We start from the raw sequence: 22,736 nt of genomic DNA, 5'->3' as shown, positions 1-22,736 counted from the left end.
TTCGACAAGGCACGCTCAAACGAAAAAGCCTCCGAAACGGAGGCTTTGAGATATGAATGGTAATATCCGAACCGCTTACTGCAACACCGAAATATCCGCCACCTTCAGGAACAGGTTGCGCAGTTCGTTGAGCAGCGTCAGGCGGTTGATACGCACCTGCTGATCCTCGGCGTTGACCATCACCTTATCGAAGAAGTTGTCCACCGATTCGCGCAGCTGCGCCAGTTCCACCAGGGCTTCCTGATAGCGGCCTTCGGCGAACCACGGCGCCAGCTTGCTGGTCAGCGCGGTGACATAGGTCGCCAGTTGGATTTCTTCGTTCTCTTTCAGCAACGCCGCCTGCACGCCGTCGTTCAGCGTTTCGGTGGATTTAGCCAGAATGTTGGACACGCGCTTGTTGGCGGCGGCCAGCGCAGCGGCTTGCTCCAGCGTGCGGAAATGGCTCACCGCTTTCACACGGGCGTCGAAATCCGCCGGGCGAGTCGGACGGCGCGCCAGCACCGCCTGAATGGTGTCCACGCTGTGACCTTCTTCCTGATACCAGGCGCGGAAGCGGCCCAGCATGAACTCGATCACATCGTCCACCACGTTGGCGTTAGTCAGCTTGTCGCCGTACAGACGCACCGCTTCTTCGGTCAGGGTTTGCAAGTCCAGCGGCAGGCGTTTTTCCACGATGATACGCAATGCACCCAGCGCGGCGCGGCGCAGCGCAAACGGGTCTTTGTCGCCTTTCGGATGCTGCCCGATGCCAAAGATCCCCGCCAGGGTATCCATCTTGTCGGCGATCGCCAGCGCGCAGGCTACCGGCGACGACGGCAGCTCGTCACCGGCAAAGCGCGGCTGATACTGTTCGTTCAGCGCCACCGCCACGTCTTCGGCTTCGCCGTCGTGACGGGCGTAGTGCATCCCCATCACGCCCTGGGTGTCGGTAAATTCGAACACCATGTTGGTCATCAGGTCGCACTTGGACAACAGGCCCGCACGTTTAGCATGGTTCACATCGGCGCCGATCTGGCCGGCCACCCAGCCCGCCAGCGCCGCAATGCGGTCGGTCTTGTCGCGCAATGTGCCCAACTGCTGCTGGAACAGCACGGTTTCCAGACGCGGCAGGTGATCTTCGAGGCGTTTTTTACGGTCGGTATTGAAGAAGAATTCGGCGTCGGCCAGACGCGGGCGCACCACCTTCTCGTTACCGGCGATGATCTGCTGCGGGTCTTTGGACTCAATATTGGCGACGAAAATAAAATTCGGCAGCAACTTGCCGGCATTGTCGTACACCGGGAAGTATTTCTGGTCGCCCTTCATGGTGTACACCAGCGCTTCCGCCGGCACCGCCAGGAATTTCTCTTCGAACTTCGCGGTCAGCACCACCGGCCATTCCACCAGCGAGGTGACTTCTTCCAGCAGGCTGTCGCTCAGATCGGCGTTACCGCCAATGTTACGGGCGGCCGCTTCGGCATCCGCTTTGATTTGGGCTTTACGCGCCTCGTAGTCGGCAAGCACCTTGCCGCGCTCCAGCAGAATCTGCGGATACTGGTCGGCGTTATCGATGGTGAATTCCGGCTCGCCCATAAAGCGGTGGCCGCGGAGGGTGCGGGCGGAGTCGATGCCCAGCACGGTACCGGGAACCAGCTCATCGCCCAGCAGCAACGTCACGGTGTGCACCGGACGCACAAACTGGGTGTCGTTATCGCCCCAGCGCATCAGTTTAGGGATCGGCAGTTTCGCCAGCGCTGCACTGACCATGCCCGGCAGCAGCGCCTGCGCCGCTTCGCCTTTCACCTGCGCGCGGAACAGCAACCATTCACCCTTGTCGGTGGTCAGGCGCTCGGCCTGAGAGACGGTGATGCCGCAACCACGCGCCCAGCCTTCGGCCGCTTTGGTCGGGTGGCCCGCGGCGTCAAACGCCTGCGCGATGGCCGGCCCACGTTTTTCCACTTCCCTGTCCGGCTGAGACGCGCTCAGACCGGCAACTTTCAGCGCCAGACGGCGCGGCGCGGCGAACCAGTTCACCGATTGATAACCCAGCCCGGCGGTATCCAGCTCGGCGGTAAAATTAGCGGCAAAAGATTCCGCCAGATTGCGCAAAGCCTTCGGCGGCAGCTCTTCCGTGCCGATTTCCACCAGAAACGTCTTGTCTGTCATCGCTGCCTCTCAGCTCTTTTTTCGATTACACATCGGGAAGCCCAGCGCCTCGCGGGAGGCATAGTAGGCTTCCGCCACCGCTTTGGTCAGGGTACGGATCCGCAGGATGTAGCGCTGACGCTCGGTCACGGAAATGGCTTTGCGCGCGTCCAGCAGGTTGAAGCTATGCGCGGCTTTCAGGATGCGTTCGTAGGCTGGCAACGGCAGCGGTTTTTCCAGCGCCAGCAACTGCTGGGCTTCTTTTTCGTACTGCTCGAAGCAGGTAAACAGGAAATCCACGTCGGCGTATTCGAAGTTATAGGTGGACTGCTCCACTTCGTTCTGATGGAACACGTCGCCATAGGTGGTTGTACCCAGCGGGCCGTCGCTCCACACCAGATCGTAGACACTGTCCACGCCCTGAATGTACATCGCCAGACGTTCCAGGCCGTAAGTGATCTCGCCAGTCACCGGTTTACACTCAAGACCACCCACCTGCTGGAAGTAGGTGAACTGGGTCACTTCCATGCCGTTCAGCCACACTTCCCAACCCAGCCCCCAGGCGCCCAGCGTCGGGTTTTCCCAGTTATCTTCCACGAAGCGGATGTCGTGAATGGTCGGATCCATGCCCAACTCCTTCAGCGAACCGAGGTACAGCTCCTGAATATTGTCCGGCGACGGCTTGATGATCACCTGGAACTGGTAGTAGTGCTGCAGACGGTTGGGGTTTTCACCGTAGCGGCCGTCGGTAGGACGGCGGGACGGTTGTACATAGGCGGCGGCAATCGGCTCCGGGCCGAGCGCGCGCAGGCAGGTCATTGGGTGGGAAGTGCCGGCGCCGACTTCCATGTCCAGCGGTTGGACGATGGTACAGCCCTGACGCGACCAATAATCCTGCAGTGTAAGGATCAGGCCCTGAAAGGTCTTGGTATCAAACTTTTGCATGTTGGATTCGCACGCGATACAAGTGGTTTTTACAATGAAGGCGCCAGTATACCCGCTGAATGCAAGATATACAGCCAGAATGCGGCAACAACTTTACCCACGGGTAAATTTTTGCAGCCCGTAAAACACAGGGGCCGAATAGGCTATTCAGCCGGTAAATACGGTCTGCAACATTTTCAAACTCAGCAACAGCAGCAGCCCGGCAAAACACTTTTTCAGCGTGACGACCGGCAGCCGGTGCGCCAGCCGCGCGCCCACCGGCGCAGTAAAAAAGCTCACCATGGAAATCAGCACTACCGCCGGCAGCGAGACGTAACCCATGCTGAATGCGGGCAAACCGGTCGTCGACCAGCCATTCACCATATACCCCAACGCACCGGCCAGCGCGATCGGCAACCCGACGGCGGCAGACGTGCCGATCGCCTGCTGAATGCGCACGTTGCACCAGGTCAGGAAAGGGACGGTCAGCGAGCCGCCGCCAATCGCCACCAGCGCGGAGATACCGCCGATAACCAGCCCCGCCAGCGATAAGCCCGGCGTTCCCGGCAACTGACGGTTGGGTTTGGGCTTAATGTTCAACACCATCTGCACGGCGACATAAGCCATGAAACAGGAGAAAAAGATCGCCAGCACGCGCGTCGGCACCTTCGTCGCCAACCAGGTGGCGGCAAAAGTGCCGATCAAGATGGCGGGGGCGATGCGCCACACCACCGGCCATAGCACCGCCTGATGCTGATGGTGGGTACGCAGACTGGAGACGGCGGTCATCACGATGGCGGCCATGGACGTCCCCAGCGCCAGATGCACCAGGTGCGACGGCGCTACGCCTTGGGCGGCGAACAACCCGGTCAGCACCGGCACCATGATGCCGCCGCCACCGATGCCCAGCAGCCCGGCCATAAAACCGACGACGGCACCCAATGCCAGATAAGCCAATATCCACTCGACGCCCATTACGCTCCCCTGTCTGCAAAAAATGAGACGGCATCACATCAGCGCCATCTTCGGTTTCGTGATCTTACTGTCGGCGCAGGGTTGCATCCCGCCGGCGTTCAGGTAATCATCGCCGGGATCCGCATCTATGCGCCACACGTCGGCCATCATCAATACCAACATCACCGACAAATCACAACGGGTTAACTCTTTATCGGGGGACGCTATGAAACGCTGCGGCTGGGTCACTCAGGATGCCCTGTATCTGGACTACCACGACAACGAATGGGGCAAACCCTGCACCAACAGTCAGAAACTGTTCGAGTTGCTCTGTCTCGAAGGCCAGCAGGCGGGGTTGTCATGGATTACCGTACTCAAAAAACGGGAACACTACCGCCGCTGTTTTCATGATTTCGACCCGCATCGCGTTGCCGTGATGACCGACGACGACGTCGCGCGGCTGGTACAGGACAGCAGCATCATCCGACATCGGGGAAAGATCGAGGCCATCATCACCAATGCGCGTGCCTGGATAGTGATGCAAGCGCAGGGTGAAAATTTTTCCGATTTTATCTGGGCGTTTGTCGACCACACGCCGATCGTCAACCACCCGGTTTCCCTGTCCGACGTCCCGGCGAAAACCGCCGTTTCCGACGCCATGTCCAAGGCGTTGAAAAAGCGCGGCTTCAAATTTATCGGTTCCACCATCTGTTACGCCTTCATGCAGGCGGCCGGCCTGGTGAACGACCATGTTGTCGACTGTTTCTGCCGCCAGGAGTCATCGTGATCCGGGATTTTCATCCACAGGATGTGGAACAACTCATACCGCTTTGGCTGGAAAGTACCACCCGCGCGCACCCGTTCATCCACCCTCGTTACTGGCAGGAAAGCGAAGAGCTGGTGCGTTATCGCTATCTTCCCCACTCTCAGACCTGGATTTATGAAGACGAACAAGGCATCGGCGGTTTTATCAGCGTCATGCGTCAACGTTTTGTCGGCGCGCTGTTCGTCCACCACCGGCTATACGGCACGGGTGTTGCCGCCACGCTGATGCGCTACGTTCAGGATAGATTTGATGCACTGAGCCTGGAGGTGTATCAGCAAAACCATCGCGCCTGTGCGTTTTACCGCAAGCTGGGGTACTCGGTGGTACAGGAGAGTTATCAGGGGGAAACGCAGGCCCAACTCTTGATTATGCACTGGAAGCGGCTGGATCCAACCTTGTCGGGGTGACGTGTCGAAAGCAGGGCACGGGACGGGTCAACCCGTCCCATGTCAATCGGTGAGAACAATCAGTTGTAGAGCTCAGCCACACCTCGCAGGCTATCGCTGCCGCTGGCGGAAATGATGCGGAAGGATTTGGCGCCGGCGGCATCGGCTTTGGCGGCCAGTTCGGCATTCAACTCACCCAGGCTGGAGGCACTGGCGGAAACGGTACCGATTTCAGTGCCCTGCGCCTGATGAACTTCAGTGGCCGCCATAGTACCGAAAGACAGGGTTGCGAGAGCGAAAATTGCAGCAATATTTTTGATGGCGTTCATAGTATTAATTCCTCGTGTATTTATCAGTGTGGAAGGCTGATTACCTTCGATGGAATCTATCCTATGCCTGTCATCCGGTGATGAAAATCGGGTAATTTTGCGGATATCATTCGATTTATTTGAATTAAAATATGGGCAATTCCACAGCCAATGATGTGCCTTAATCGCTTGCGGTTCACACCGGCCTCACCCATGATGCAGATTGTCACCTCGCCTTGAATCTGCTGGAGTTTGTACCGATGAAACCTGAAATAATCCTCTACAAAAGCATTCCTGACGATTTACGCCGCACGCTGGAACAACACTTTACCGTCGCCGTCTTCGATGGCCTGCCGCCTGTCGACCACCCGGTGCTGGCGAACGCGGAAGGCCTCATCGGCGCAGGTCATACCGTCAGCCGGGAATACATAGCCCATATGCCGAAATTACGTGCGGTTTCCACCGTCTCGGTGGGTTACGACAACATTGACGTCGCCGCGCTGAATGAAAAGAACGCACTGCTGATGCACACGCCGACCGTCCTGACCGAAACCGTGGCCGACACCGTACTGACGCTGATGCTGATGAGCGCCCGACGGGCGCTGGAATCCGCCGAGCGGGTGAAAGCCGGCGAGTGGACGCGCAGCGTCGGCGCCGACTGGTTCGGCGTCGATGTGCATCACAAAACCATCGGCATTCTGGGCATGGGGCGTATCGGGCTGGCGGTGGCGCAACGCACGCACTGTGGCTTCGGCATGAACGTGCTCTACAACGCCCGCCGTCATCATGATGAGGCGGAAACCCGTTTCAACGCCCGCTACTGCGATCTCGATACCCTGCTGGCCGAGTCGGATTTTCTGTGCATCACCCTGCCGTTGACGCCGGAAACCCGTCATCTGATCGGCCAGGCGCAACTGGCGAAGATGAAGCCCGGCGCCATTCTGATCAATATCGGGCGCGGCCCGGTCGTAGACGAACAGGCGCTGATTGAAGCCCTGACCAACGGCACCCTCTACGCCGCCGGTCTGGATGTGTTCGAACAAGAACCGCTGCCGGTCGATTCGCCGCTGCTGAAACTGCCGAACGTGGTGGCGCTGCCGCACATCGGTTCCGCCACCGTCGAAACCCGCTACAACATGGCGGCCTGCGCGGTGGACAACCTGATCGCCGCGCTCAGCGGCAACGTCAAAGAAAACTGCGTCAATCCGGATGTGCTGACGCAGTAACCCATCGTACCCTCTCATCAAGACTGCCTCTTGAGCAGACATTCTGGCCAAGAGGCTTCGCTAGTCTATAACGTTCAACCATATCCTGAGGTTTTACCCTAAAGCCTCATAAATACTTCACGAAACAGAACATCAAATAACACATAAAAATACATAACCAATTGATTTAAAATAATTATATTAGACAGCAACACATTGCGTCAGCCTTCCTATTACTAATGACAAATATATATTTTTATCAAATTACAGATTTCTTTCTTGATTGATAACTTGACAATTCAATTTTTATCAATTTTATGATAGACAATGCATAACCAAACTGAGATAGTTTGCCAAGTTGAACAAAAAAATGTCTAAGTGAGTCGAGTATGATTAAATGGTATCGTTTTAAAAATCTTTACTCGTTTAAGGACGAGCAATTGATTGACCTCACCTTGAAGGCAAACTCTTCAGAGTCATCGTTTGATAGGCAATGGATAGACTGCCGCATAACCAAGGTTCTGGCAGTCATGGGGGCTAATGGTTCTGGTAAGTCTAACTTAATTAAACCGTTAGCATTTTTAAGCTGGTTCTGTAGTGAGTCGTTTAAATCAATGGATAATTCCGACTCATTGCCCATCTATTCTCATATCTGTAATGAAAGTGAGCCTTCTGAAATCGAGATATGCTTCGTTGAGAGTAAAGAGGATAAGAACAGTGTAGATTTTTTTGAATTCAAATATTTTTTGAAATTTAATAGAAAAAGAGTCCTGCATGAAGAATTGAAATATAAAAGCAGTCGTTTATTTTCGTCAGTCTTTTACAGAAAATATGACACAGATACTAATACATACAAAGTAAAAAGTGCAGGCAATGGTTTTTCTGTAAATGAGCTAAAAGCAGTCCCTCAAAATGCTTCAGCTATCTCTTATTTTAGAAGAAAAGGTGACAATGTTATCGCCAAAGCCATGCATTCTATTTTTTATAGCATAGAAAATAATTTAAATGTTTTTGGAAAATCAAGTTTCAATTATGGAAATGTCCTCGAAGCCACAGAGTTTTATAATGAAAAACCAGAATTCTTCGAAAAAGCAAAAAAATACTTAACCAGAATGGATTTTGGTCTTAATGATATTCGGATAAGAACTGAAGATATAATTGATAAGAAAACTGGCGAAGCTGAAAGAAGATTTCTACCTTATGGAATTCATGCCCATGGTGGCAATGAATTTGAGATACCATTCATTATGGAGTCTACTGGTACTCAAGCCTGTTATTATTTTATATATAAATTAATATCCGCATTAAACTATGGTGGTGTTGCTGTTATCGATGAGCTTGATAGTGACCTGCACTCATATATGGTTAGAGAGCTATTAGATATGTTTGCTAATGAAGGAGTTAATAAACTATCATCACAATTGATATTCAGTTGTCATACAGCAGAAGTACTTAAAACTCTCAATAAACATAATGTTTATCTTGTTGAAAAATCAGATAGTGTCAGTGAGGCTTGGCGCTTAGATGAAATACAAGGTTTAAGGAGTCAAGACAATCTATATGCGAAATATATAACTGGTGCATTAGGTGGCGTGCCGAATATAAACATTTGAAGGTTAGAATAATGGCTAAGAAAAAAAGCACACTCCGCTCCATTAATAAAACATTATTATTAGTTGGTGAAGGACATGCTGAAAAGGCTTTCCTTTCTCATATGAAATCGCTTTTCTCTAATGGGAAATTTAAAATAACCGTCGTTACGGCCGGAGGGAAAGTGCCGGAACATGTAATTACCCATGCAATATCATGTAAAAAGTGTGATGGTTATGATTTTGTCATAGTACTGCTCGATACTGACCTTGTGTGGCCAAAATCGCATGTCCAACGTGCCATGAGTGCTGGTATTAACCTTATAGGTTCAGATCCTTGCCTTGAAGGGTTGCTACTTGAAGTTATTGGCAGGGAAAAGGCTGAGTCCAATAGAGCGTGTAAAGAAATTTTTCATCCACTATTAAATGGCTCATCTACTGACCGTGACAGTTATTCTGAACTATTTACGATTGAAGTGTTGGGTAATTGTGAGAATGCAAAGATCAAATTCATTATAGATGCATTACGGGGAAAAGAAAGCAAGTCAATTAAACTGTAGATTTATAATAACACAGCTTATTTATATATAAACTATCTGCCTCTAGTTCATCTTTAAAAAATAAAAACCATGAAGAATTAGCATAAAAGAATAGTTTAAATAAAATGGCTCATTGTCTATCGCCAGCTCTGTAAACGAGCAACAGATCTGAGCCAGATTGGTAACATAATTATTTCAATATTGAGTTGTAAAGCCTAAATGCTATTTAGCAACCGTTGAAAGACCAATCACTCCACCGCGATCGGTTTTTCAGTCAGCGTGACAGCGCGATCGCCCTGAATCGCCTTCACTTTCTGCTCGGCTTGCTGAACGGCGGCCGGGCTGCTCAACAGGCTGTAGGTCAGCTCAAACGTGGTGCTCTGGCCCGGTTGCAACGTCTTCACCCGCCCCTGCTGGCGCTCAATAGTGACCGGATAAGCGTAACTGGTGCCGGGTTCAATACCGGTAACGTAGCCCTGCTTCTGGGTATCGGTATTCTTCCACAGCGTCAGCAGCGGCAACTGATGGGTATCAAACGCGATCGACACGCCTTTGTCTCCCGCCCGGTTGAACAACGCCGCCAGCGTCTTGCCGTCTTTATCGGCATACGGCGTCAGGTTAAACACCATCTCATCAAAGCCTTTGGTCGGCCCTTGATAGGTCTGCCAGTCTTTCAGGCCCGCTTTGGCGTAATCGTTAAACGGCGAGATCTCTTTCACCGGCGCGATGAAACGCGCGCCCGCTTCCAGAACCGGCGTGCCGAAGTTGCTGTGATAGATAATCTGGTAATCACGCGGGTAGTCGGCCTTGTTGGTCAACACATCATGGATAGTGAAAGATTCGCTGCCCGGCACGTAGCGCAGTTCAGTCCAGGTTTCCAGATGGGATTTCTTGAAGCTATTTTCCTTGAGTAAACCGCGAACCGTGATGGTGTGCGGCGCTTTGTCGCTCACATCGACAATCACTTTTGACGCCGGCGTATTCCCGGCGCGGCCGTGCAAAGTGTAGATCATGCCGTCGCTGGTGACGGGGTGCCCGGTCCATTCGTAACCACAACGCACCATCATTTCGTTAAAGCCTTCCAGCCAACCCAGGCCGTTGCGGCTTTCCAGCCGGATGGTATTGGGGTTGACCACTTCATCCACCGGCGAATCCCAGCCCAGCCGGATATTTTTGCCGGTCACATGCAGCAAATCCATGCCGCGGCTCGGGCTGAGCGCAATCTGCAACCCGTTCGGGCTGGTGATGGTAATCACTTTGCTGCCTTCCTGACGGCCGCCGTGCAGTACCTTTTGCTCAATGCTGAAGTGCTGATCCTTAATCTTTAGCGCGTCGCTGGTCACTTGCCAGTTGCCTTTCTCGGTGCTGCTTTCCACGTCCGTCAGCACAAAGGTTTGTGCGGAAAGCTGCCAGGAAACCAGAGCCAGAGAAATACCCATTGCCAGTGCTTTTTTCATCCCTTGCGTCCTCTTTAGCTGAATTGATTAAGCTTTCGAAGGCAGAGACTACGAATCCAACGCCTGAGAGAATGTGACCCGTCTCACCAGGCAACAGGAATGCGCATTTTTCATGCTGAATTTGCCGGTTGAGTCACAGGAAACATAGAAAATATTGACGTTTTATCAGCAAAAATGGGCAATCGATCGGTATAAAGCTGACGAACTTCAGCCGCAGCGCGACCGCGGTGGTGTTAACGCGCAGCGTAAGCTGAACACCTTTCAGCTTATGCTGCGCCAGCGTGCCATTCGGCATCGGCCGTAAAAAATCGACCGTCCCGGCGGTTCCGATTGCGCCGTATTCGGGCCCGCGCTAAGGTTGCGCCTTACCTGCGATCGACGATGACTCACAACATATGAATTTCTCCCGTTTCGGCAACAAATTTACCCGCCATTCCGGCATCACCCAGCTGATGGCGGATCTGAACGACGGCCTGCGCACACCCGGCGCCATTATGCTGGGCGGCGGCAACCCGGCCCATATTCCAGAGATGGATATGTATTTTCAGCAGCTGTGCGGCGATTTGCTGGCAGAAGGAAAATTAACGGAAGCGCTGTGCAATTACGACGGCCCACAGGGTAAAGACGCGCTGTTGTCCGCGCTGGCGGAAATGCTGCATCAGCAGCAGGGGTGGGATATCGGCCCGCAGAACATCGCGCTGACCAATGGCAGCCAGAGCGCTTTTTTCTATCTGTGCAACCTGTTCGCCGGGCGTACCGATGACGGCAAACTGCGCCGGGTGTTGTTCCCGCTGGCGCCGGAATATATCGGTTACGCCGATTCCGGGGTGGATGAAGACATGTTCGTCTCGCTGCGCCCGCAGATTGAACTGCTGCCGGAAGGGCAATTCAAATACCACGTTGATTTTGAACAACTGAACATTACCGATGACATCGGCATGATCTGCGTCTCGCGTCCCACCAATCCCACCGGCAACGTGCTGACCGACGACGAAGTGCAGCATCTGGATGCGCTGGCGCGCCAGCACCAGATCCCGCTGGTGATCGACAACGCCTACGGCGTGCCGTTTCCCGGTATTATCTTCAGCGACGCCACACCGTTGTGGAACCCCAACATCATTCTGTGCATGAGCCTGTCCAAACTGGGGTTGCCCGGCTCACGCTGCGGCATTGTGATTGCCGCGGAACCGGTGATCGCAGCGCTCGGCAACATGAACGGCATCATCAGCCTGGCGCCCGGCTCTATCGGCCCGGCCATTGCCCTTGAGATGATCCGTCGCGGCGATCTGCTACGCCTGTCGGAACAGGTGGTGCGCCCGTTCTACCGCCAGCGCGTCGCACAGACTATCGCCATCATCCGCCGCTATCTGTCGCCGGAACGCTGTCTGATCCATAAACCCGAAGGCGCGATTTTCCTGTGGTTGTGGCTGCGCGACCTGCCGATCACCACCGAAGAGCTGTACCAGCGACTGAAAAAACGCGGCGTACTGATGGTGCCCGGCCATTACTTTTTCCCCGGCCTGGCGCAGGAATGGGATCACGCCCACCAGTGCCTGCGCATGAACTATGTGCCGGAACCGGAAAAAATCGAACGGGGCGTCGGCATTCTGGCGGAAGAAATCGAGCGAGCGTGGCAGGAAAAACGCTGACGACACAACCGACGCAGCCAGCCAGTGGCGAACGCCGGATAAACGCAGCCCCTCATGACGAGGGGCTGGCAACACCTAAAAAACAAGGCCGCATGACGGCCTGCCTCTACCTCACTTCTCGGGGGAGACCAGAATCTTCACCTGGGACTTATCGGCAATCAACGTGTTGAACCCCTGCTCAATCACATCGTCGAGCGCGATCTGGCGCGTCACGAAGTCTTTCGGTTTGAAATAACCTTTTTCCATCAGCGCCAGCGTAGCCGGGAACACATTGCGATAACCGATAATCCCCGTCACATGCCGTTCTTTAAACAGTATCTGGTTGGGGTAAATCGGCGCAGCCTTTTCCCACACGCTGACGATCATGGTTTCGCCCTGAATACGCACGCAGTCGATACTCTGCTGCAATACCGGCGCCACGCCGGTCACTTCATAGGCCACATCGACGCCGCCGTCGGTACGCGCCACAATCTCCTGTACCGCATCCGTCGCGGAAGGGTCGATAACGATGGCGCCCAACGAGGCCGCCTTTTCCCGGCGCTGCGGCGACAGCTCGACGACATAGATCTCCTGCGCGCCGGCAGCCTTAAGCGCTTCGACAACCAGCAATCCGATCGGCCCGGCGCCAAACACGGCGGCCTTGTCGCCCATCTGGAAACGGCTTTCCCGCACCGCATGTACCGCAACCGCCGCAGGCTCGGTGAGCGCGCCTTGCTCATAGCTCACCGAATCGGGCAGACGATGAATGATGGATGCCGGCACCGACGCATACTCGGAAAAACCGCCGCCCATCCCAGCCAGACCGTAAAAGCCCATTTTGTCGCACAGATTGTAAAGCCCCTGACGGCTGGCTTTGGAGTTGGGATCGAACAGAATCGGCTCGACCGTCACCCGATCCCCGACGTGATAATCGCTGACACCGGCGCCGACTTCCACGATTTCGCCGCAGAACTCATGGCCCAGCGTCACGGGCGCTTTTTCACCGGTCAGCGGATGGGGGTGTTCGACCGGGATAAAGATCGGCCCGGCAAGGTATTCGTGCAGATCGGTGCCGCAGATACCGCACCATTTCACCTTGATTTTGACCCGTCCCGGCCCTGCCTGAGCTTCTGCAACGTCATCGATACGAATGTCTTTCTGACCGTGCCATCTTAACGCTTTCATAACACCTCGCTTTCAGTTACCTGATGTTGTTCCTTGAGTTTTCTTGCCGGCGGCCAACCCTGCCGGCAAACAGCGTGAGATCAAATAATATGCAAGCCCGCCTGGCGGCAAACCCCGACGCACATCACCTTTCACCCAAAAACATCTCATTTCATTGACATTATCGATACATATTGAAAACCATCCGCCTAAAACCGGAGCCTGCTGTCGCAATACGTGCGTTTTTTTAGCGCCATGGTCGACGGGGAGCTCAAATCGCTTCATCGACGCATCCTGTCGCCTGAATAATCAGATCCCATCACCCATCACCCATCACCCATCACGGAGGCACGACCATGCGAGTATTCCAACTGCGAACTTACACCCTGAAAACACCGGAAGCCGCCGCGCAGTATGCGGAAATCTGGTATGCCCATATCACGAGCCTGAAAGCGTTTCACATCCAGACGCACGGCGTGTTTCAACCGCTGGCGCATGAACGTCAGGTCATTGCACTTGTCAGCTATCCGGAAAATGCGGATGTGCCGGCGCTGGGCGCCGCTTATATGTCCAGCGATGCGTTTCGCGCCGACATGGCCGGGTTTGATATAGCAATGATTGAAAAGGTGGAAGAGACGCTGCTGGGCGCGCTGCCCGCCTCGCCGTTACAGTAACGAAGCACCGGCTCATCGACGCCGCCGGTTTGGACACAAGCAAACCGCGCACAGATAACCTGACGGGCTGGGTCATGACCCGCGCCAACCGGTTTAAGCATGGCAACTAAAACCAACGCCGTCCCCGGCAGGCAGGAACGGCGTCGTGGGTTTTGACGATCCACATTCAGAGGGGGCCGGGCTCAGCGCCGCCCCACCACGCCCGCTTTTTCCAGCATCGCATGCAACAACACATTGGCGCCTGCCGTCACATGTTCCGGCGCAGCATACTCAATCTCGTTGTGGCTGATGCCGTCCTTGCAGGGGATAAAAATCATACCGGTGGGCGCCAGCATGCTCATATACACCGCGTCGTGCCCCGCGCCGGACACGATATCCCGGTGGGAATACCCCAGCCGCTGCGCCGCATTGCGTACCGCATCTTTGCACTCCGGATGGAACGGCGCCGCCGGGTAGTGCGACACCTGGGTCAGTTCGATGCCGAGGCCGGTTTCCTGCGCCAGTTGGCTGATAAAGGCTTTGAGCGCGGCGTCCATCTCGTCGACCAGCGCATCGTTGATATTGCGAAAATCGACGGAGAACTTCACGCTGCCCGGCACCACATTGCGGCTGTTGGGATGCACTTGCACCATCCCCACCGTCCCGCGGCCATGCGGTGCAAAGCGCCCGGCGATCGCCACCACTTCCTGCATGATGCGGGTGGACACCTGCAACGCATCCTTACGCAGCGCCATCGGCGTCGGGCCGGCGTGCGACTCCTGCCCCGTCACCACGCAGTCATACCAGCGGATGCCCAGCACCGCCTGCACCACGCCGATCGTGACGTCTTCATCCTCCAGGATCGGCCCCTGCTCGATATGCGCTTCAAAATAGGCGCCGATCGGGCGATCGCCCGGCGTTTGCGGCCCGGCATAACCGATCTTCGTCAGTTCATCCTTTACCGTCTTGCCGTCGATATCTACCGCGGCGTAAGCGTGCTCCAGCGAGAAAACCCCGGCGAACACCCCGGAACCCATCATCACCGGCACAAAACGCGAGCCTTCTTCATTGGTCCAGAACACCATTTCCACCGGCGCTTCGGTTTCAATACCGCTGTCGTTGAGGGTACGGATCACCTCCAGCGCCGCCAACACGCCAAAATTACCATCGAACTTGCCGCCGGTGGGCTGGGTGTCGATATGGCTGCCGGCGACAATCGGCGGCAGCGCGTTGTTGCGCCCGGCACGGCGCATAAACACATTGCCGATCTGATCGACGTCCACCGATAGCCCGGCGGCGTTGCCCCATCCCACGACCAAATCGCGCCCTTGCCGATCCAGATCGGTCAACGTCAGTCGGCACACACCGCCCTTCGGCGTGGCGCCGATAACCGCCAAATCCATCAGCGACTGCCACAGCCGGTCGCCATCCACCCGCAGGTCGGTCGTATCGATGCCGCACTGGGCGGCGGTCAGTACATCGCTCGTCATTGCTCTTTCCTCACCGTGAAATCAAACCCTGTCTGAACGATGGCGGCCCCGCCCGCAACCGGACGGAGACGGCCTCTCGCGTTAGCGCGTCACCGCCTGCGGCGCCCGCTGACGTTCCCATTGCGCCGCAGCGCTGAAATCCGGCCCAAATGCCGGACGTTTGATATAGCGTCCCGCCCCTTCACGGGCGCGCAGATCGCCGTTGGCGTACACCACCACGCCCTGACTGACGGTAAATGCCGGAATGCCCTTGACGGTACGGCCTTCAAACGCATTGAAATCATTACGAGAATGATGGGTTTTGGCCGACAGCGTCTTACTGCCCGCCGGATCCCATAACGCCAGATCCGCATCGGCCCCAACGGATACGCTGCCTTTGCGCGGATAGATATTGAACAGCCGCGCGGTATTGGCGGAGGTGATAGCGACAAACTCGCTCGGCGTCAGACGGCCGCTGTTGACGCCCGCATCCCAGATCACCGCCATGCGCTCTTCGACGCCGCCGCAACCGTTGGGAATTTTGGTGAAATTATCCAGGCCGGCCGCCTTCTGGCTGGCGCAGAACGTACAGTGATCGGTCGCGGTGGTGTGCAACTGCCCGGACTGCAACCCGCGCCACAGCGCGTCCTGATGCGCTTTCGGCCGAAACGGCGGGCTCATGACGTAGGCGGCGGCGCGGGCGGCGTCCGCATCGCGGTAGACGCTATCGTCGAGCACCAAATGCCCGGCCAACACTTCGCCGTACACCCGCTGCCCACGCGCTCTGGCACGGGCAATCGCCTCTGCCGACTCGATGCAGGAAACATGCACCACATAGATCGGTACCCCCATGATGCTGGCGATGGTGATGGCGCGGTTGGCCGCCTCGCCCTCCACCTCCGGCGGACGCGACAATGGGTGCCCCTCCGGCCCGGTAATACCCTGCTTGAGCAATTCCTGTTGCAGCAGGTAAACCATCTCACCGTTTTCGGCGTGCACCGTCGGCATCGCGCCCAGCTCCAGCGAGCGGCGGAAACTGTTCATCAGCGTTTCGTCGTCGCACATGATGGCGTTCTTGTACGCCATAAAGTGTTTGAAGCTGTTGACCCCTTCTTCCTGCACCAGCGTGCCCATGTCACGCCGCACGCTGTCGTCCCACCAGGTAATGGCGACGTGGAAGCTGTAATCCGAGGCCGCCTTTTCCGCCCAGCCGCGCCAGGTGTGATACGCCTCCATCAGCGGTTGCTGCGGATTGGGAATGACAAAATCGATGATGGTGGTGGTGCCGCCCGCCAGCGCCGCGGCGGTGCCGCTGTAGAAATCGTCCACCGTGGTGGTGCCCATAAACGGAAAATTCATATGGGTGTGCGGGTCGATGCCGCCCGGCATCACGTACAGCCCGCCGGCGTCCACCACCTCCGCGCCGGCGATGTCCGAGGCCGGGATATCGCCCACCGCCGCAATCACGCCGTCGACGCACAACACATCGGCACGGAATTGACGATCGGCATTCACCACCGTGCCGCCCTTAATCAACAATTTGCTCATCATTGCTCCTCATTGCACAGAGTGCTGACCACACGCGGTGCTCAGGCCACGCCTGCCGTGGTTGCCATCGGGTTATTCGGGTGGGTAGTCCAATTGGCGTAGTCGGCGCTCACCGTCTTGCCGGTACGCAGATCCACCTCGCCGGGTTGCAGGCTGCGCATTGAGATGCAGTTTTCCACCGGGCAGATGGAGACGCACAGGTTGCAGCCGACGCAATCCTCTTCTTTCACTTCAAAATGACGCTCACCGTTTTTCTGACGGGTGATCGCCTGATGGGAGGTGTCTTCGCAGGCCAAATGGCAACGCCCGCACTTGATACACAGCGACTGGTCGATCACCGCCTTGTCGATATGGTTCAGATTGAGGTAACGCCAGTCGGTGACGCTACTGACCGCACGGCCGCGAAACGCTTCGATGGAGCGGTAGCCGCGTTCGTCCATAAAGTTGGACAGCCCGCTAATCATGTCGCGCACAATCGGGAAACCCTGCACCATCACCGCGGTGCACACCTGTACCGTGCCGCAACCCAGCGCGATGAACTCCGCCGCGTCGCGCCAGGTGGAAATGCCGCCGATACCGGAAATCGGCAGGCCGAACGTGTCCGGGTCGCGGGCGATTTCCGACACCATATTGAGCGCGATCGGTTTCACCGCCGGGCCGCAGTAACCGCCGTGGGAGCCTTTGCCGCCGGTGTGCGGCGTCATCAGCATCTGGTCAAGGTCAACCCCCATCACCGAGTTGATGGTGTTGATCAGCGATACCGCGTCCGCGCCGCCGCGTTTCGCCGCCCGCGCCGGATAACGGATGTCGGTGATGTTCGGCGTCAGCTTGACGATCACCGGCAGGCTGCAATACTGCTTGCACCAGCGGGTCACTCTTTCGATGTATTCCGGCACCTGCCCCACCGCCGCCCCCATGCCGCGCTCGCTCATACCGTGCGGACAGCCGAAGTTCAGCTCAATGCCGTCGGCGCCGGTCTCTTCCACCAGCGGCAGAATGGCTTTCCACGCTTCTTCCTCGCAGGGCACCATGATCGACACAATCATGGCGCGATCCGGCCAGTTGCGTTTAACCCGGGCGATTTCTTCCAGATTGACGTGCAGCGGCCGGTCGGTAATCAGCTCGATGTTATTGAGCCCCAATACCCGGCGATCGGCGCCCAGAAGCGTGCTGTAGCGCGGGCCGCTGACGTTGACCACATGCGGATCCAGCCCCAGCGTTTTCCAAACCACGCCGCCCCAGCCCGCTTCAAACGCCCGCACCACGTTGTATTCCTTGTCCGTCGGCGGCGCGGACGCCAGCCAGAACGGGTTAGGGCTCTTAATACCCAGAAATTCGGTGCTCAAATCAGCCATGGGAACGCTCCTGACGAGTCAGTGAAGAGGTATCGTTAGCCGCCACCAGACCGGTGACTTTCAACGCCAACTCGATGGATTTGGCGGCCAGCTTGCCCTGACGCACCGCATCCACGGTCAAATCCAGCCCGTCGGCGCAGCAGTCGCCGCCCGCCCAGACGCCGGGCAGCGAGGTGCGGCCCTGTTCATCCACCGCAATACGCCCGCTCTTCAACGCCAGCGCCGCGCCGGCGGGTTGCGGCTCGTAGCATTGGCCGATCGCTTTGAGCACCATATCCGCCGCCAGCGTGAAGGTTTCCCCGCTGGCCGTCAGCGCGCCGTCCTGCGGTTGCATCACCTGGAAAGTCACGCCTGTCACCTTGCCGTCTGCGCCATGCAGCGCCTGCGGCGCCGCCCAATGCCGGATGACCACACCGTTCTGTTTTGCCCACTGCTGTTCATGCGCTGAGGCTTTCATCGCCGTCTCGCCACGGCGATAGACCATCGTGACCTCGCGCGCACCCAGTTTTTTCGCCTGCACCGCCGCATCCACCGCCGTCATACCACCGCCGATCACCACCACCTGGCGACCGACCGCCACCTGGCTCAGATCCTCGGCCTGCCGCAATGCGGCGATAAAATCCACCGCCTCTCGCACACCGGCCAGCGGCGGTTCGTCGATCCCCAGCGCATTAACGCCAGCAAGCCCCATACCAAGAAACACCGCGTCATACGCTTCCCGCAGCGCATCCAGCGTAAAATCCCGCCCTAACTGCTGGCCGAGGCGCAACGCAATGCCGCCGATCGACAACAGCCAGGCGATCTCCTTCTGGGCGAAATCCTCGGTGGTTTTGTATGCCGCCAGTCCATATTCATTGAGGCCGCCGGGTTTGGGCCGGGCGTCGAACACCACCACTTGGTGGCCGCACACCGCCAACCGGTGCGCGACCGTCAACCCGGCCGGGCCTGCGCCGACTACCGCAACGGTTTTTCCGCTGTCCGGCGCCCGCACAAACAACGGGTTGCCGGGGTTAGCCAGATAGCGATCGGTCGCGTGGCGTTGCAGCAATCCTATTTTTACCGGGTTGCCGTCCTGCGCATTACGCACACAGGCCTGTTCGCACAGGGTCTCCGTCGGGCACACGCGGGAGCACATCCCGCCCAGCACATTGGCCTGCAAAATCACCTCCGCCGCGCCGCGCGCATTGTCCTGTGCGATACGGTGAATAAAGCTCGGGACATCGATATCCGCCGGGCAGGCGCGGGTGCAGGGGGCGTCGAAACAGTAGTAGCAGCGTTCGGCCTCGATCACCGCCTGCATTGCTGTCAGCGGCGGGCAGCTGTCGCTGAAATTACCGGCGTAGTCCGCCGGGTCGAGACGAGCGGAGAGAATACCCGGCGCATCAATGCCGGCAGAGAGGGGGGTTGTCATCGCACCACCTCCACACGAAAAGAAACATCGGGATAACGGCGACCCGCGCACGCCATCTGCCGGGGAATATCGCCAATACTGCGTTGCTGTCGAATGCTCATGGTGCTTCTCCTGAACAGGAATGGCCGACGTCGGATGTCATCTGATCGTCCAATCAAAATCCTGACCGTTTGGTTAAGTTTTCAGGAGAAACAATGCGATTGTTGTGCCATTTTTTCAGACATCGTGAAATGCATGAAAAACAGGCGATTAACAGAAATTTGCGGGAAACATAAGAACAAATTTTGACCGAATGGAGTGCAAAACCAGCCACTTTCACCGCCGGTTGCGCCATTTTTGTGCTTTGCGTCCGGTCGCAGGCATGCCCCAACATGGCAAATGATCGTGACTCCTGAACTAAAGCCCCGAATGCCTGAGTCAACACATATGCCGGGGTTCAACCGCCCGCATGGTGAGGGGGAGACACGGAGGGCATATCCCCTTTTCCCGTTGCGCTGGCGTTATGATTCGGCCCATCCCAGAGCCACGCCCCTTGGGGCTGCAACGGGCGGCGTTCAACGCCGCGCCCGGCAGATGCATCACTCATCCGCATCACTCACGGGAATAAACGCATCGGGATTGGTAGACCTGCGGTCTTCCTGCTCTCCCTTATTTAAGGCATATATTTTTTTAGAGAAATAGAATAAAAATCTATTCCATTAGGGTTATTTCACCGGTCATTTGGGCCAAGCAGGGCCCGATATCTTCTCGTATTTCGTGTACGTTCCGGTTTATCTGTGTTATTCGAGTCCACACCGGTTATGCGAATAACACCTACTGAGATAGACTCTACGAGTCATTATTATTTACCCCCCCATCATTATGCGTAAAATATGAAGAATTCTGCACAATTCTTTTTTATTCTTCATAATGTTACAAATTAAAATAATCACATCATCGATATGATAATGAAATACATAACTTTACCGGACTGACTATAGCCTTCCCCCTCCTCCGCCACTATATTTATTACAAAGTGTTACTTTCTCGTTGCGAATTGATTTATTTATTCCTTTTCGTTTCGCCCAAAAAATAAAAACCATCTTATTAAATTCAGAGGTTCTTTATCATGAAGTTAATTACCGTGTCATTTTTGGTCTGTCTTACCATCTGGGCGTTGAGTCTGCCGGAGGTCACTACCCTGGCCGCTTTTTTTTATTGGCGCGATATGTTGTTGCAGCTTACTGGTTTTATTGCGGTATTGTGCATCGCCGGGTTGCTGCTCATGGCGCTCCACCCCTCATTTCTGGAAAAACGGCTGGGTGGCATGGACAAAATGTATCTCCAGCACAAATACCTGGGGATCGGCGCCGGCGTCGCCACTTTGCTGCACTGGTTATTCGCCAAACTGCCGAAAATCGCCGCCGCGCTGGAATGGGTGACATCAGGCCGCCATCAGCCACATCCCTTTGATCCCTGGCGCAAGGTCATGGATGAATTCGGGGAAATTGCCTTTTATGGCATGACAATATTCATTGCCGTCAGCCTGATTAAATGGATTTCCTATAAACACTTCCGCATTATTCACAAAATTGGCGCAATTATCGCACTGCTGGGGATGATTCATTCCTTTTATATGATTAATAACGATATGCGCTGGACGGCTTTCGGTATTGCCATTATGGTGTTATGCGTTATTTCCGCAGCCATTGCGCTTTATTCACTGGCAGGGCAAATCGGCAAAAGAAATAATTTCCCAGGCAAAATCACTGCGACGAATAAATTAAATGATTCAACGCTAGAATTAACCATCAATATTCCGGCGTCATTTAGCCGTCATTATCAACCCGGCAAATTTATCTTTCTGACTACCGACCCGAAAGAAGGTAAGCATCCGTTCACGATCAGCCGGTACGATGCGAATCACCAGACATTGACCATCACCATCAAAGCACTGGGGGATTACACGGCATCGCTGGTTGACGCGCACGATCTGATAGGAAAAAACGTGGTGGTGGAAGGCCCCTACGGCGATTTCATCCTGCCGGCGCATCCGGATAAACCAACCTACTGGGTCGCCGGCGGCATCGGTATCACGCCATTTTTGTCATGGCTATACCATCTGCACGACAGCCGGGCTAAACAAGCGAATACGACGCTGTTCTATTGCGTCAACAGCGAAACCGACCTGATCCACCGGGAGACACTGGAACACCTGGCGGGCGAAACCGGGGTCAACCTGAACATTATCGTCCGCGACCGGGACGGGCTGCTGGATCCGCAGCGCATCCCGACCGACGACTGCGCTGGCGTCTGGTTCTGTGGGCCAGCCGGCATGCGGCGCTATTTGCAACGCCGCCTCGGCCGCTCCGCGCTGCATTTCGAGCAGTTCGATTTCCGCTGACCCAAAACGCGCCCATCGTTCACCGAGTCATGACCGCCAGCTTGACGGCAAGCCCGGTAAACGCGGCGGCGACCAGCCAGCGGATCGCGGTAAACACGCGGGGATTCATGACGACATGCCGTCTAAACCGCACCGCCATGGCGCCATAGCCGACAAAGACCCAAAACGTGATCCCCGCGAAAATGGCCGAGAGCAGCAGCATGGTTCGTACTGGTTGCCGGTCGTGTTCGCTGACGAACTGCGGTAGAAAAGCCAGAAAGAAAACGGTCAGTTTGGGATTCAACAGGTTGGCCGTAACCGCATGGTAAACCAGCATTTTCCCGGAAAACTCGCTGTCAGCGTCCAGCGTCAGGGGCGTTTTGTCCCGCAGCGCCTGCCAACTCATGAACAGGAGATACCCCACGCCGGCGAACTTCACCCCATCAAACACCAGCGCACTGGCCTGATACAACGCGGCCAGCCCCGTCACCACGGCCAGCATATGCGGCAACACGCCGAGCGTGCAGCCGGCCGCAGCCACCCAAGCGCCCCGCATGCCATATTGCAGCCCGGCGGTCAGCGTAATCAGCGTTCCCGTACCGGGCGAAATCACCACCAGCAGTGAAATCGCCAGAAAATCCAGGCTCACCATACCGGCACCCCGCTGCGGCGCGCTGTGCCCGCGCCGTCAGGCAGGCCGTGACGCATCCTTAATACGCCGACCACTCGATGCGACAACGACGCATGCGTGCCAAACCAACAAACAGAAATAAACGACATCAGTACCTCCCCTTGCATCCAGCCATCGTTCGATTCTGGAAAACGGGAGCCCCT

The 22,736-nt window shown here is 56.0% G+C and carries 21 protein-coding genes; 8 read left to right on the top strand and 13 right to left on the bottom strand.

Annotated features, from left to right (window positions below):
- Window positions 1–75: 75 nt before the first annotated feature.
- From glyS to DPA2511_RS00320, 3 genes are all read right to left on the bottom strand, one after another.
- Window positions 76–2,145: a glycine--tRNA ligase subunit beta gene (glyS, locus tag DPA2511_RS00330; RefSeq protein ID WP_012763703.1), complete on the bottom strand. Its 2,070-nt coding sequence runs from the start codon at window positions 2,143–2,145 to the stop codon at window positions 76–78.
- Window positions 2,146–2,154: 9 nt separating this feature from the next.
- Window positions 2,155–3,069, bottom strand: coding sequence for a glycine--tRNA ligase subunit alpha (gene glyQ / locus DPA2511_RS00325; RefSeq protein WP_012763702.1), 915 nt, complete (start codon window positions 3,067–3,069; stop codon window positions 2,155–2,157).
- Between the two features lie 147 nt (window positions 3,070–3,216).
- Window positions 3,217–4,023: a sulfite exporter TauE/SafE family protein gene (locus tag DPA2511_RS00320; protein ID WP_012763701.1), complete on the bottom strand. Its 807-nt coding sequence runs from the start codon at window positions 4,021–4,023 to the stop codon at window positions 3,217–3,219.
- Between the two features lie 205 nt (window positions 4,024–4,228).
- On the opposite strand from DPA2511_RS00320, the gene DPA2511_RS00310 reads away from it, so the two are divergent.
- Both DPA2511_RS00310 and DPA2511_RS00305 read left to right on the top strand, forming a co-directional pair.
- Window positions 4,229–4,789, top strand: coding sequence for a DNA-3-methyladenine glycosylase I (locus DPA2511_RS00310; protein ID WP_023638082.1), 561 nt, complete (start codon window positions 4,229–4,231; stop codon window positions 4,787–4,789).
- Complete coding sequence (locus tag DPA2511_RS00305; protein WP_012763699.1) at window positions 4,786–5,235, top strand: N-acetyltransferase; 450 nt, start codon at window positions 4,786–4,788, stop codon at window positions 5,233–5,235. The genes DPA2511_RS00310 and DPA2511_RS00305 overlap by 4 nt, the downstream gene beginning before the upstream one ends.
- Before the next feature lie 59 nt (window positions 5,236–5,294).
- Here DPA2511_RS00305 and DPA2511_RS00300 read toward each other — a convergent pair whose 3' ends face one another.
- Entirely contained in the window at window positions 5,295–5,543 is a 249-nt protein-coding gene (locus tag DPA2511_RS00300) for a YdgH/BhsA/McbA-like domain containing protein (protein WP_012763698.1), read from the bottom strand.
- Window positions 5,544–5,782: 239 nt separating this feature from the next.
- Between DPA2511_RS00300 and ghrB the strand changes: the two genes are divergently transcribed.
- From ghrB to DPA2511_RS00285, 3 genes are all read left to right on the top strand, one after another.
- Window positions 5,783–6,748, top strand: coding sequence for a glyoxylate/hydroxypyruvate reductase GhrB (gene ghrB / locus DPA2511_RS00295; protein WP_012763697.1), 966 nt, complete (start codon window positions 5,783–5,785; stop codon window positions 6,746–6,748).
- Between the two features lie 368 nt (window positions 6,749–7,116).
- Window positions 7,117–8,340 (top strand): AAA family ATPase, encoded by a 1,224-nt coding sequence (locus DPA2511_RS00290; protein WP_012763696.1) that lies wholly within the window; start codon window positions 7,117–7,119, stop codon window positions 8,338–8,340.
- Between the two features lie 11 nt (window positions 8,341–8,351).
- Window positions 8,352–8,876, top strand: a complete 525-nt coding sequence (locus DPA2511_RS00285) for an RloB domain-containing protein (RefSeq protein ID WP_012763695.1) — start codon at window positions 8,352–8,354, stop codon at window positions 8,874–8,876.
- A 227-nt stretch (window positions 8,877–9,103) separates the two neighbouring features.
- Here DPA2511_RS00285 and DPA2511_RS00280 read toward each other — a convergent pair whose 3' ends face one another.
- Entirely contained in the window at window positions 9,104–10,312 is a 1,209-nt protein-coding gene (locus DPA2511_RS00280) for an aldose 1-epimerase family protein (protein ID WP_012763694.1), read from the bottom strand.
- A 395-nt stretch (window positions 10,313–10,707) separates the two neighbouring features.
- Here DPA2511_RS00280 and DPA2511_RS00270 point away from each other — a divergent pair, with 395 nt between their 5' ends.
- Window positions 10,708–11,961 (top strand): valine--pyruvate transaminase, encoded by a 1,254-nt coding sequence (locus DPA2511_RS00270; protein ID WP_012763692.1) that lies wholly within the window; start codon window positions 10,708–10,710, stop codon window positions 11,959–11,961.
- Between the two features lie 111 nt (window positions 11,962–12,072).
- Here the strand turns inward: DPA2511_RS00270 and DPA2511_RS00265 are convergent, their stop codons facing one another.
- On the bottom strand, window positions 12,073–13,125 hold the full coding sequence (locus DPA2511_RS00265) for a 2,3-butanediol dehydrogenase (protein WP_012763691.1): 1,053 nt from the start codon (window positions 13,123–13,125) through the stop codon (window positions 12,073–12,075).
- A gap of 12 nt (window positions 13,126–13,137) precedes the next feature.
- Window positions 13,138–13,389, bottom strand: a complete 252-nt coding sequence (locus DPA2511_RS23295) for a hypothetical protein (RefSeq protein WP_155961680.1) — start codon at window positions 13,387–13,389, stop codon at window positions 13,138–13,140.
- A gap of 71 nt (window positions 13,390–13,460) precedes the next feature.
- Here DPA2511_RS23295 and DPA2511_RS00260 point away from each other — a divergent pair, with 71 nt between their 5' ends.
- Entirely contained in the window at window positions 13,461–13,778 is a 318-nt protein-coding gene (locus tag DPA2511_RS00260; RefSeq protein WP_012763690.1) for an NIPSNAP family protein, read from the top strand.
- A 182-nt stretch (window positions 13,779–13,960) separates the two neighbouring features.
- On the opposite strand, the gene DPA2511_RS00255 is transcribed toward DPA2511_RS00260, so the two are convergent.
- The 4 genes from DPA2511_RS00255 to DPA2511_RS00240 form a co-directional block, all read right to left on the bottom strand.
- Window positions 13,961–15,247: a Zn-dependent hydrolase gene (locus DPA2511_RS00255; protein ID WP_012763689.1), complete on the bottom strand. Its 1,287-nt coding sequence runs from the start codon at window positions 15,245–15,247 to the stop codon at window positions 13,961–13,963.
- Window positions 15,248–15,328: 81 nt separating this feature from the next.
- Window positions 15,329–16,777 carry a dihydropyrimidinase gene (hydA, locus tag DPA2511_RS00250; RefSeq protein WP_023638081.1) on the bottom strand — a complete coding sequence of 483 codons (1,449 nt, stop codon included), beginning with the start codon at window positions 16,775–16,777 and terminating at the stop codon, window positions 15,329–15,331.
- Between the two features lie 38 nt (window positions 16,778–16,815).
- Entirely contained in the window at window positions 16,816–18,129 is a 1,314-nt protein-coding gene (gene preA / locus DPA2511_RS00245) for an NAD-dependent dihydropyrimidine dehydrogenase subunit PreA (RefSeq protein ID WP_012763687.1), read from the bottom strand.
- Complete coding sequence (locus DPA2511_RS00240) at window positions 18,122–19,540, bottom strand: NAD(P)-dependent oxidoreductase (RefSeq protein ID WP_012763686.1); 1,419 nt, start codon at window positions 19,538–19,540, stop codon at window positions 18,122–18,124. Before DPA2511_RS00240 ends, preA begins: the two co-directional genes overlap by 8 nt.
- A gap of 1,108 nt (window positions 19,541–20,648) precedes the next feature.
- Between DPA2511_RS00240 and DPA2511_RS00225 the strand changes: the two genes are divergently transcribed.
- The gene (locus tag DPA2511_RS00225; RefSeq protein WP_012763684.1) at window positions 20,649–21,923 is read left to right on the top strand and encodes a ferredoxin reductase family protein; all 1,275 of its coding nucleotides are present in this window, start codon (window positions 20,649–20,651) and stop codon (window positions 21,921–21,923) included.
- A 19-nt stretch (window positions 21,924–21,942) separates the two neighbouring features.
- Here DPA2511_RS00225 and DPA2511_RS00220 read toward each other — a convergent pair whose 3' ends face one another.
- Together DPA2511_RS00220 and DPA2511_RS24050 are read right to left on the bottom strand one after the other, a co-directional pair.
- The gene (locus DPA2511_RS00220) at window positions 21,943–22,554 is read right to left on the bottom strand and encodes a LysE family translocator (protein WP_012763683.1); all 612 of its coding nucleotides are present in this window, start codon (window positions 22,552–22,554) and stop codon (window positions 21,943–21,945) included.
- On the bottom strand, window positions 22,548–22,682 hold the full coding sequence (locus DPA2511_RS24050; protein WP_264175895.1) for a hypothetical protein: 135 nt from the start codon (window positions 22,680–22,682) through the stop codon (window positions 22,548–22,550). The genes DPA2511_RS00220 and DPA2511_RS24050 overlap by 7 nt, the downstream gene beginning before the upstream one ends.
- Between the last annotated feature and the right edge of the window lie 54 nt (window positions 22,683–22,736).

It is taken from the genome of Musicola paradisiaca NCPPB 2511, from assembly GCF_000400505.1.
In the GTDB taxonomy this organism is placed as follows: Bacteria; Pseudomonadota; Gammaproteobacteria; order Enterobacterales; family Enterobacteriaceae; genus Musicola; species Musicola paradisiaca.
The sequence above is the reverse complement of the archived record's forward strand: the minus strand, read 5'-3'. Positions and strand labels throughout refer to the sequence as shown.

Excerpts from the sequence above, each read along its gene's own strand:
- glyS (WP_012763703.1), bottom strand. The coding sequence starts at position 2,145 with ATGACAGACAAGACGTTTCTGGTGGAAATCGGCACGGAAGAGCTGCCG.
- glyQ (WP_012763702.1), bottom strand. The coding sequence starts at position 3,069 with ATGCAAAAGTTTGATACCAAGACCTTTCAGGGCCTGATCCTTACACTG.
- DPA2511_RS00320 (WP_012763701.1), bottom strand. The coding sequence starts at position 4,023 with ATGGGCGTCGAGTGGATATTGGCTTATCTGGCATTGGGTGCCGTCGTC.
- DPA2511_RS00310 (WP_023638082.1), top strand. The coding sequence starts at position 4,229 with ATGAAACGCTGCGGCTGGGTCACTCAGGATGCCCTGTATCTGGACTAC.
- DPA2511_RS00300 (WP_012763698.1), bottom strand. The coding sequence starts at position 5,543 with ATGAACGCCATCAAAAATATTGCTGCAATTTTCGCTCTCGCAACCCTG.
- ghrB (WP_012763697.1), top strand. The coding sequence starts at position 5,783 with ATGAAACCTGAAATAATCCTCTACAAAAGCATTCCTGACGATTTACGC.
- DPA2511_RS00290 (WP_012763696.1), top strand. The coding sequence starts at position 7,117 with ATGATTAAATGGTATCGTTTTAAAAATCTTTACTCGTTTAAGGACGAG.
- DPA2511_RS00285 (WP_012763695.1), top strand. The coding sequence starts at position 8,352 with ATGGCTAAGAAAAAAAGCACACTCCGCTCCATTAATAAAACATTATTA.
- DPA2511_RS00280 (WP_012763694.1), bottom strand. The coding sequence starts at position 10,312 with ATGAAAAAAGCACTGGCAATGGGTATTTCTCTGGCTCTGGTTTCCTGG.
- DPA2511_RS00270 (WP_012763692.1), top strand. The coding sequence starts at position 10,708 with ATGAATTTCTCCCGTTTCGGCAACAAATTTACCCGCCATTCCGGCATC.
- DPA2511_RS00265 (WP_012763691.1), bottom strand. The coding sequence starts at position 13,125 with ATGAAAGCGTTAAGATGGCACGGTCAGAAAGACATTCGTATCGATGAC.
- DPA2511_RS23295 (WP_155961680.1), bottom strand. The coding sequence starts at position 13,389 with ATGAAGCGATTTGAGCTCCCCGTCGACCATGGCGCTAAAAAAACGCAC.
- DPA2511_RS00260 (WP_012763690.1), top strand. The coding sequence starts at position 13,461 with ATGCGAGTATTCCAACTGCGAACTTACACCCTGAAAACACCGGAAGCC.
- DPA2511_RS00255 (WP_012763689.1), bottom strand. The coding sequence starts at position 15,247 with ATGACGAGCGATGTACTGACCGCCGCCCAGTGCGGCATCGATACGACC.
- hydA (WP_023638081.1), bottom strand. The coding sequence starts at position 16,777 with ATGATGAGCAAATTGTTGATTAAGGGCGGCACGGTGGTGAATGCCGAT.
- preA (WP_012763687.1), bottom strand. The coding sequence starts at position 18,129 with ATGGCTGATTTGAGCACCGAATTTCTGGGTATTAAGAGCCCTAACCCG.
- DPA2511_RS00240 (WP_012763686.1), bottom strand. The coding sequence starts at position 19,540 with ATGACAACCCCCCTCTCTGCCGGCATTGATGCGCCGGGTATTCTCTCC.
- DPA2511_RS00225 (WP_012763684.1), top strand. The coding sequence starts at position 20,649 with ATGAAGTTAATTACCGTGTCATTTTTGGTCTGTCTTACCATCTGGGCG.
- DPA2511_RS00220 (WP_012763683.1), bottom strand. The coding sequence starts at position 22,554 with ATGGTGAGCCTGGATTTTCTGGCGATTTCACTGCTGGTGGTGATTTCG.
- DPA2511_RS24050 (WP_264175895.1), bottom strand. The coding sequence starts at position 22,682 with ATGTCGTTTATTTCTGTTTGTTGGTTTGGCACGCATGCGTCGTTGTCG.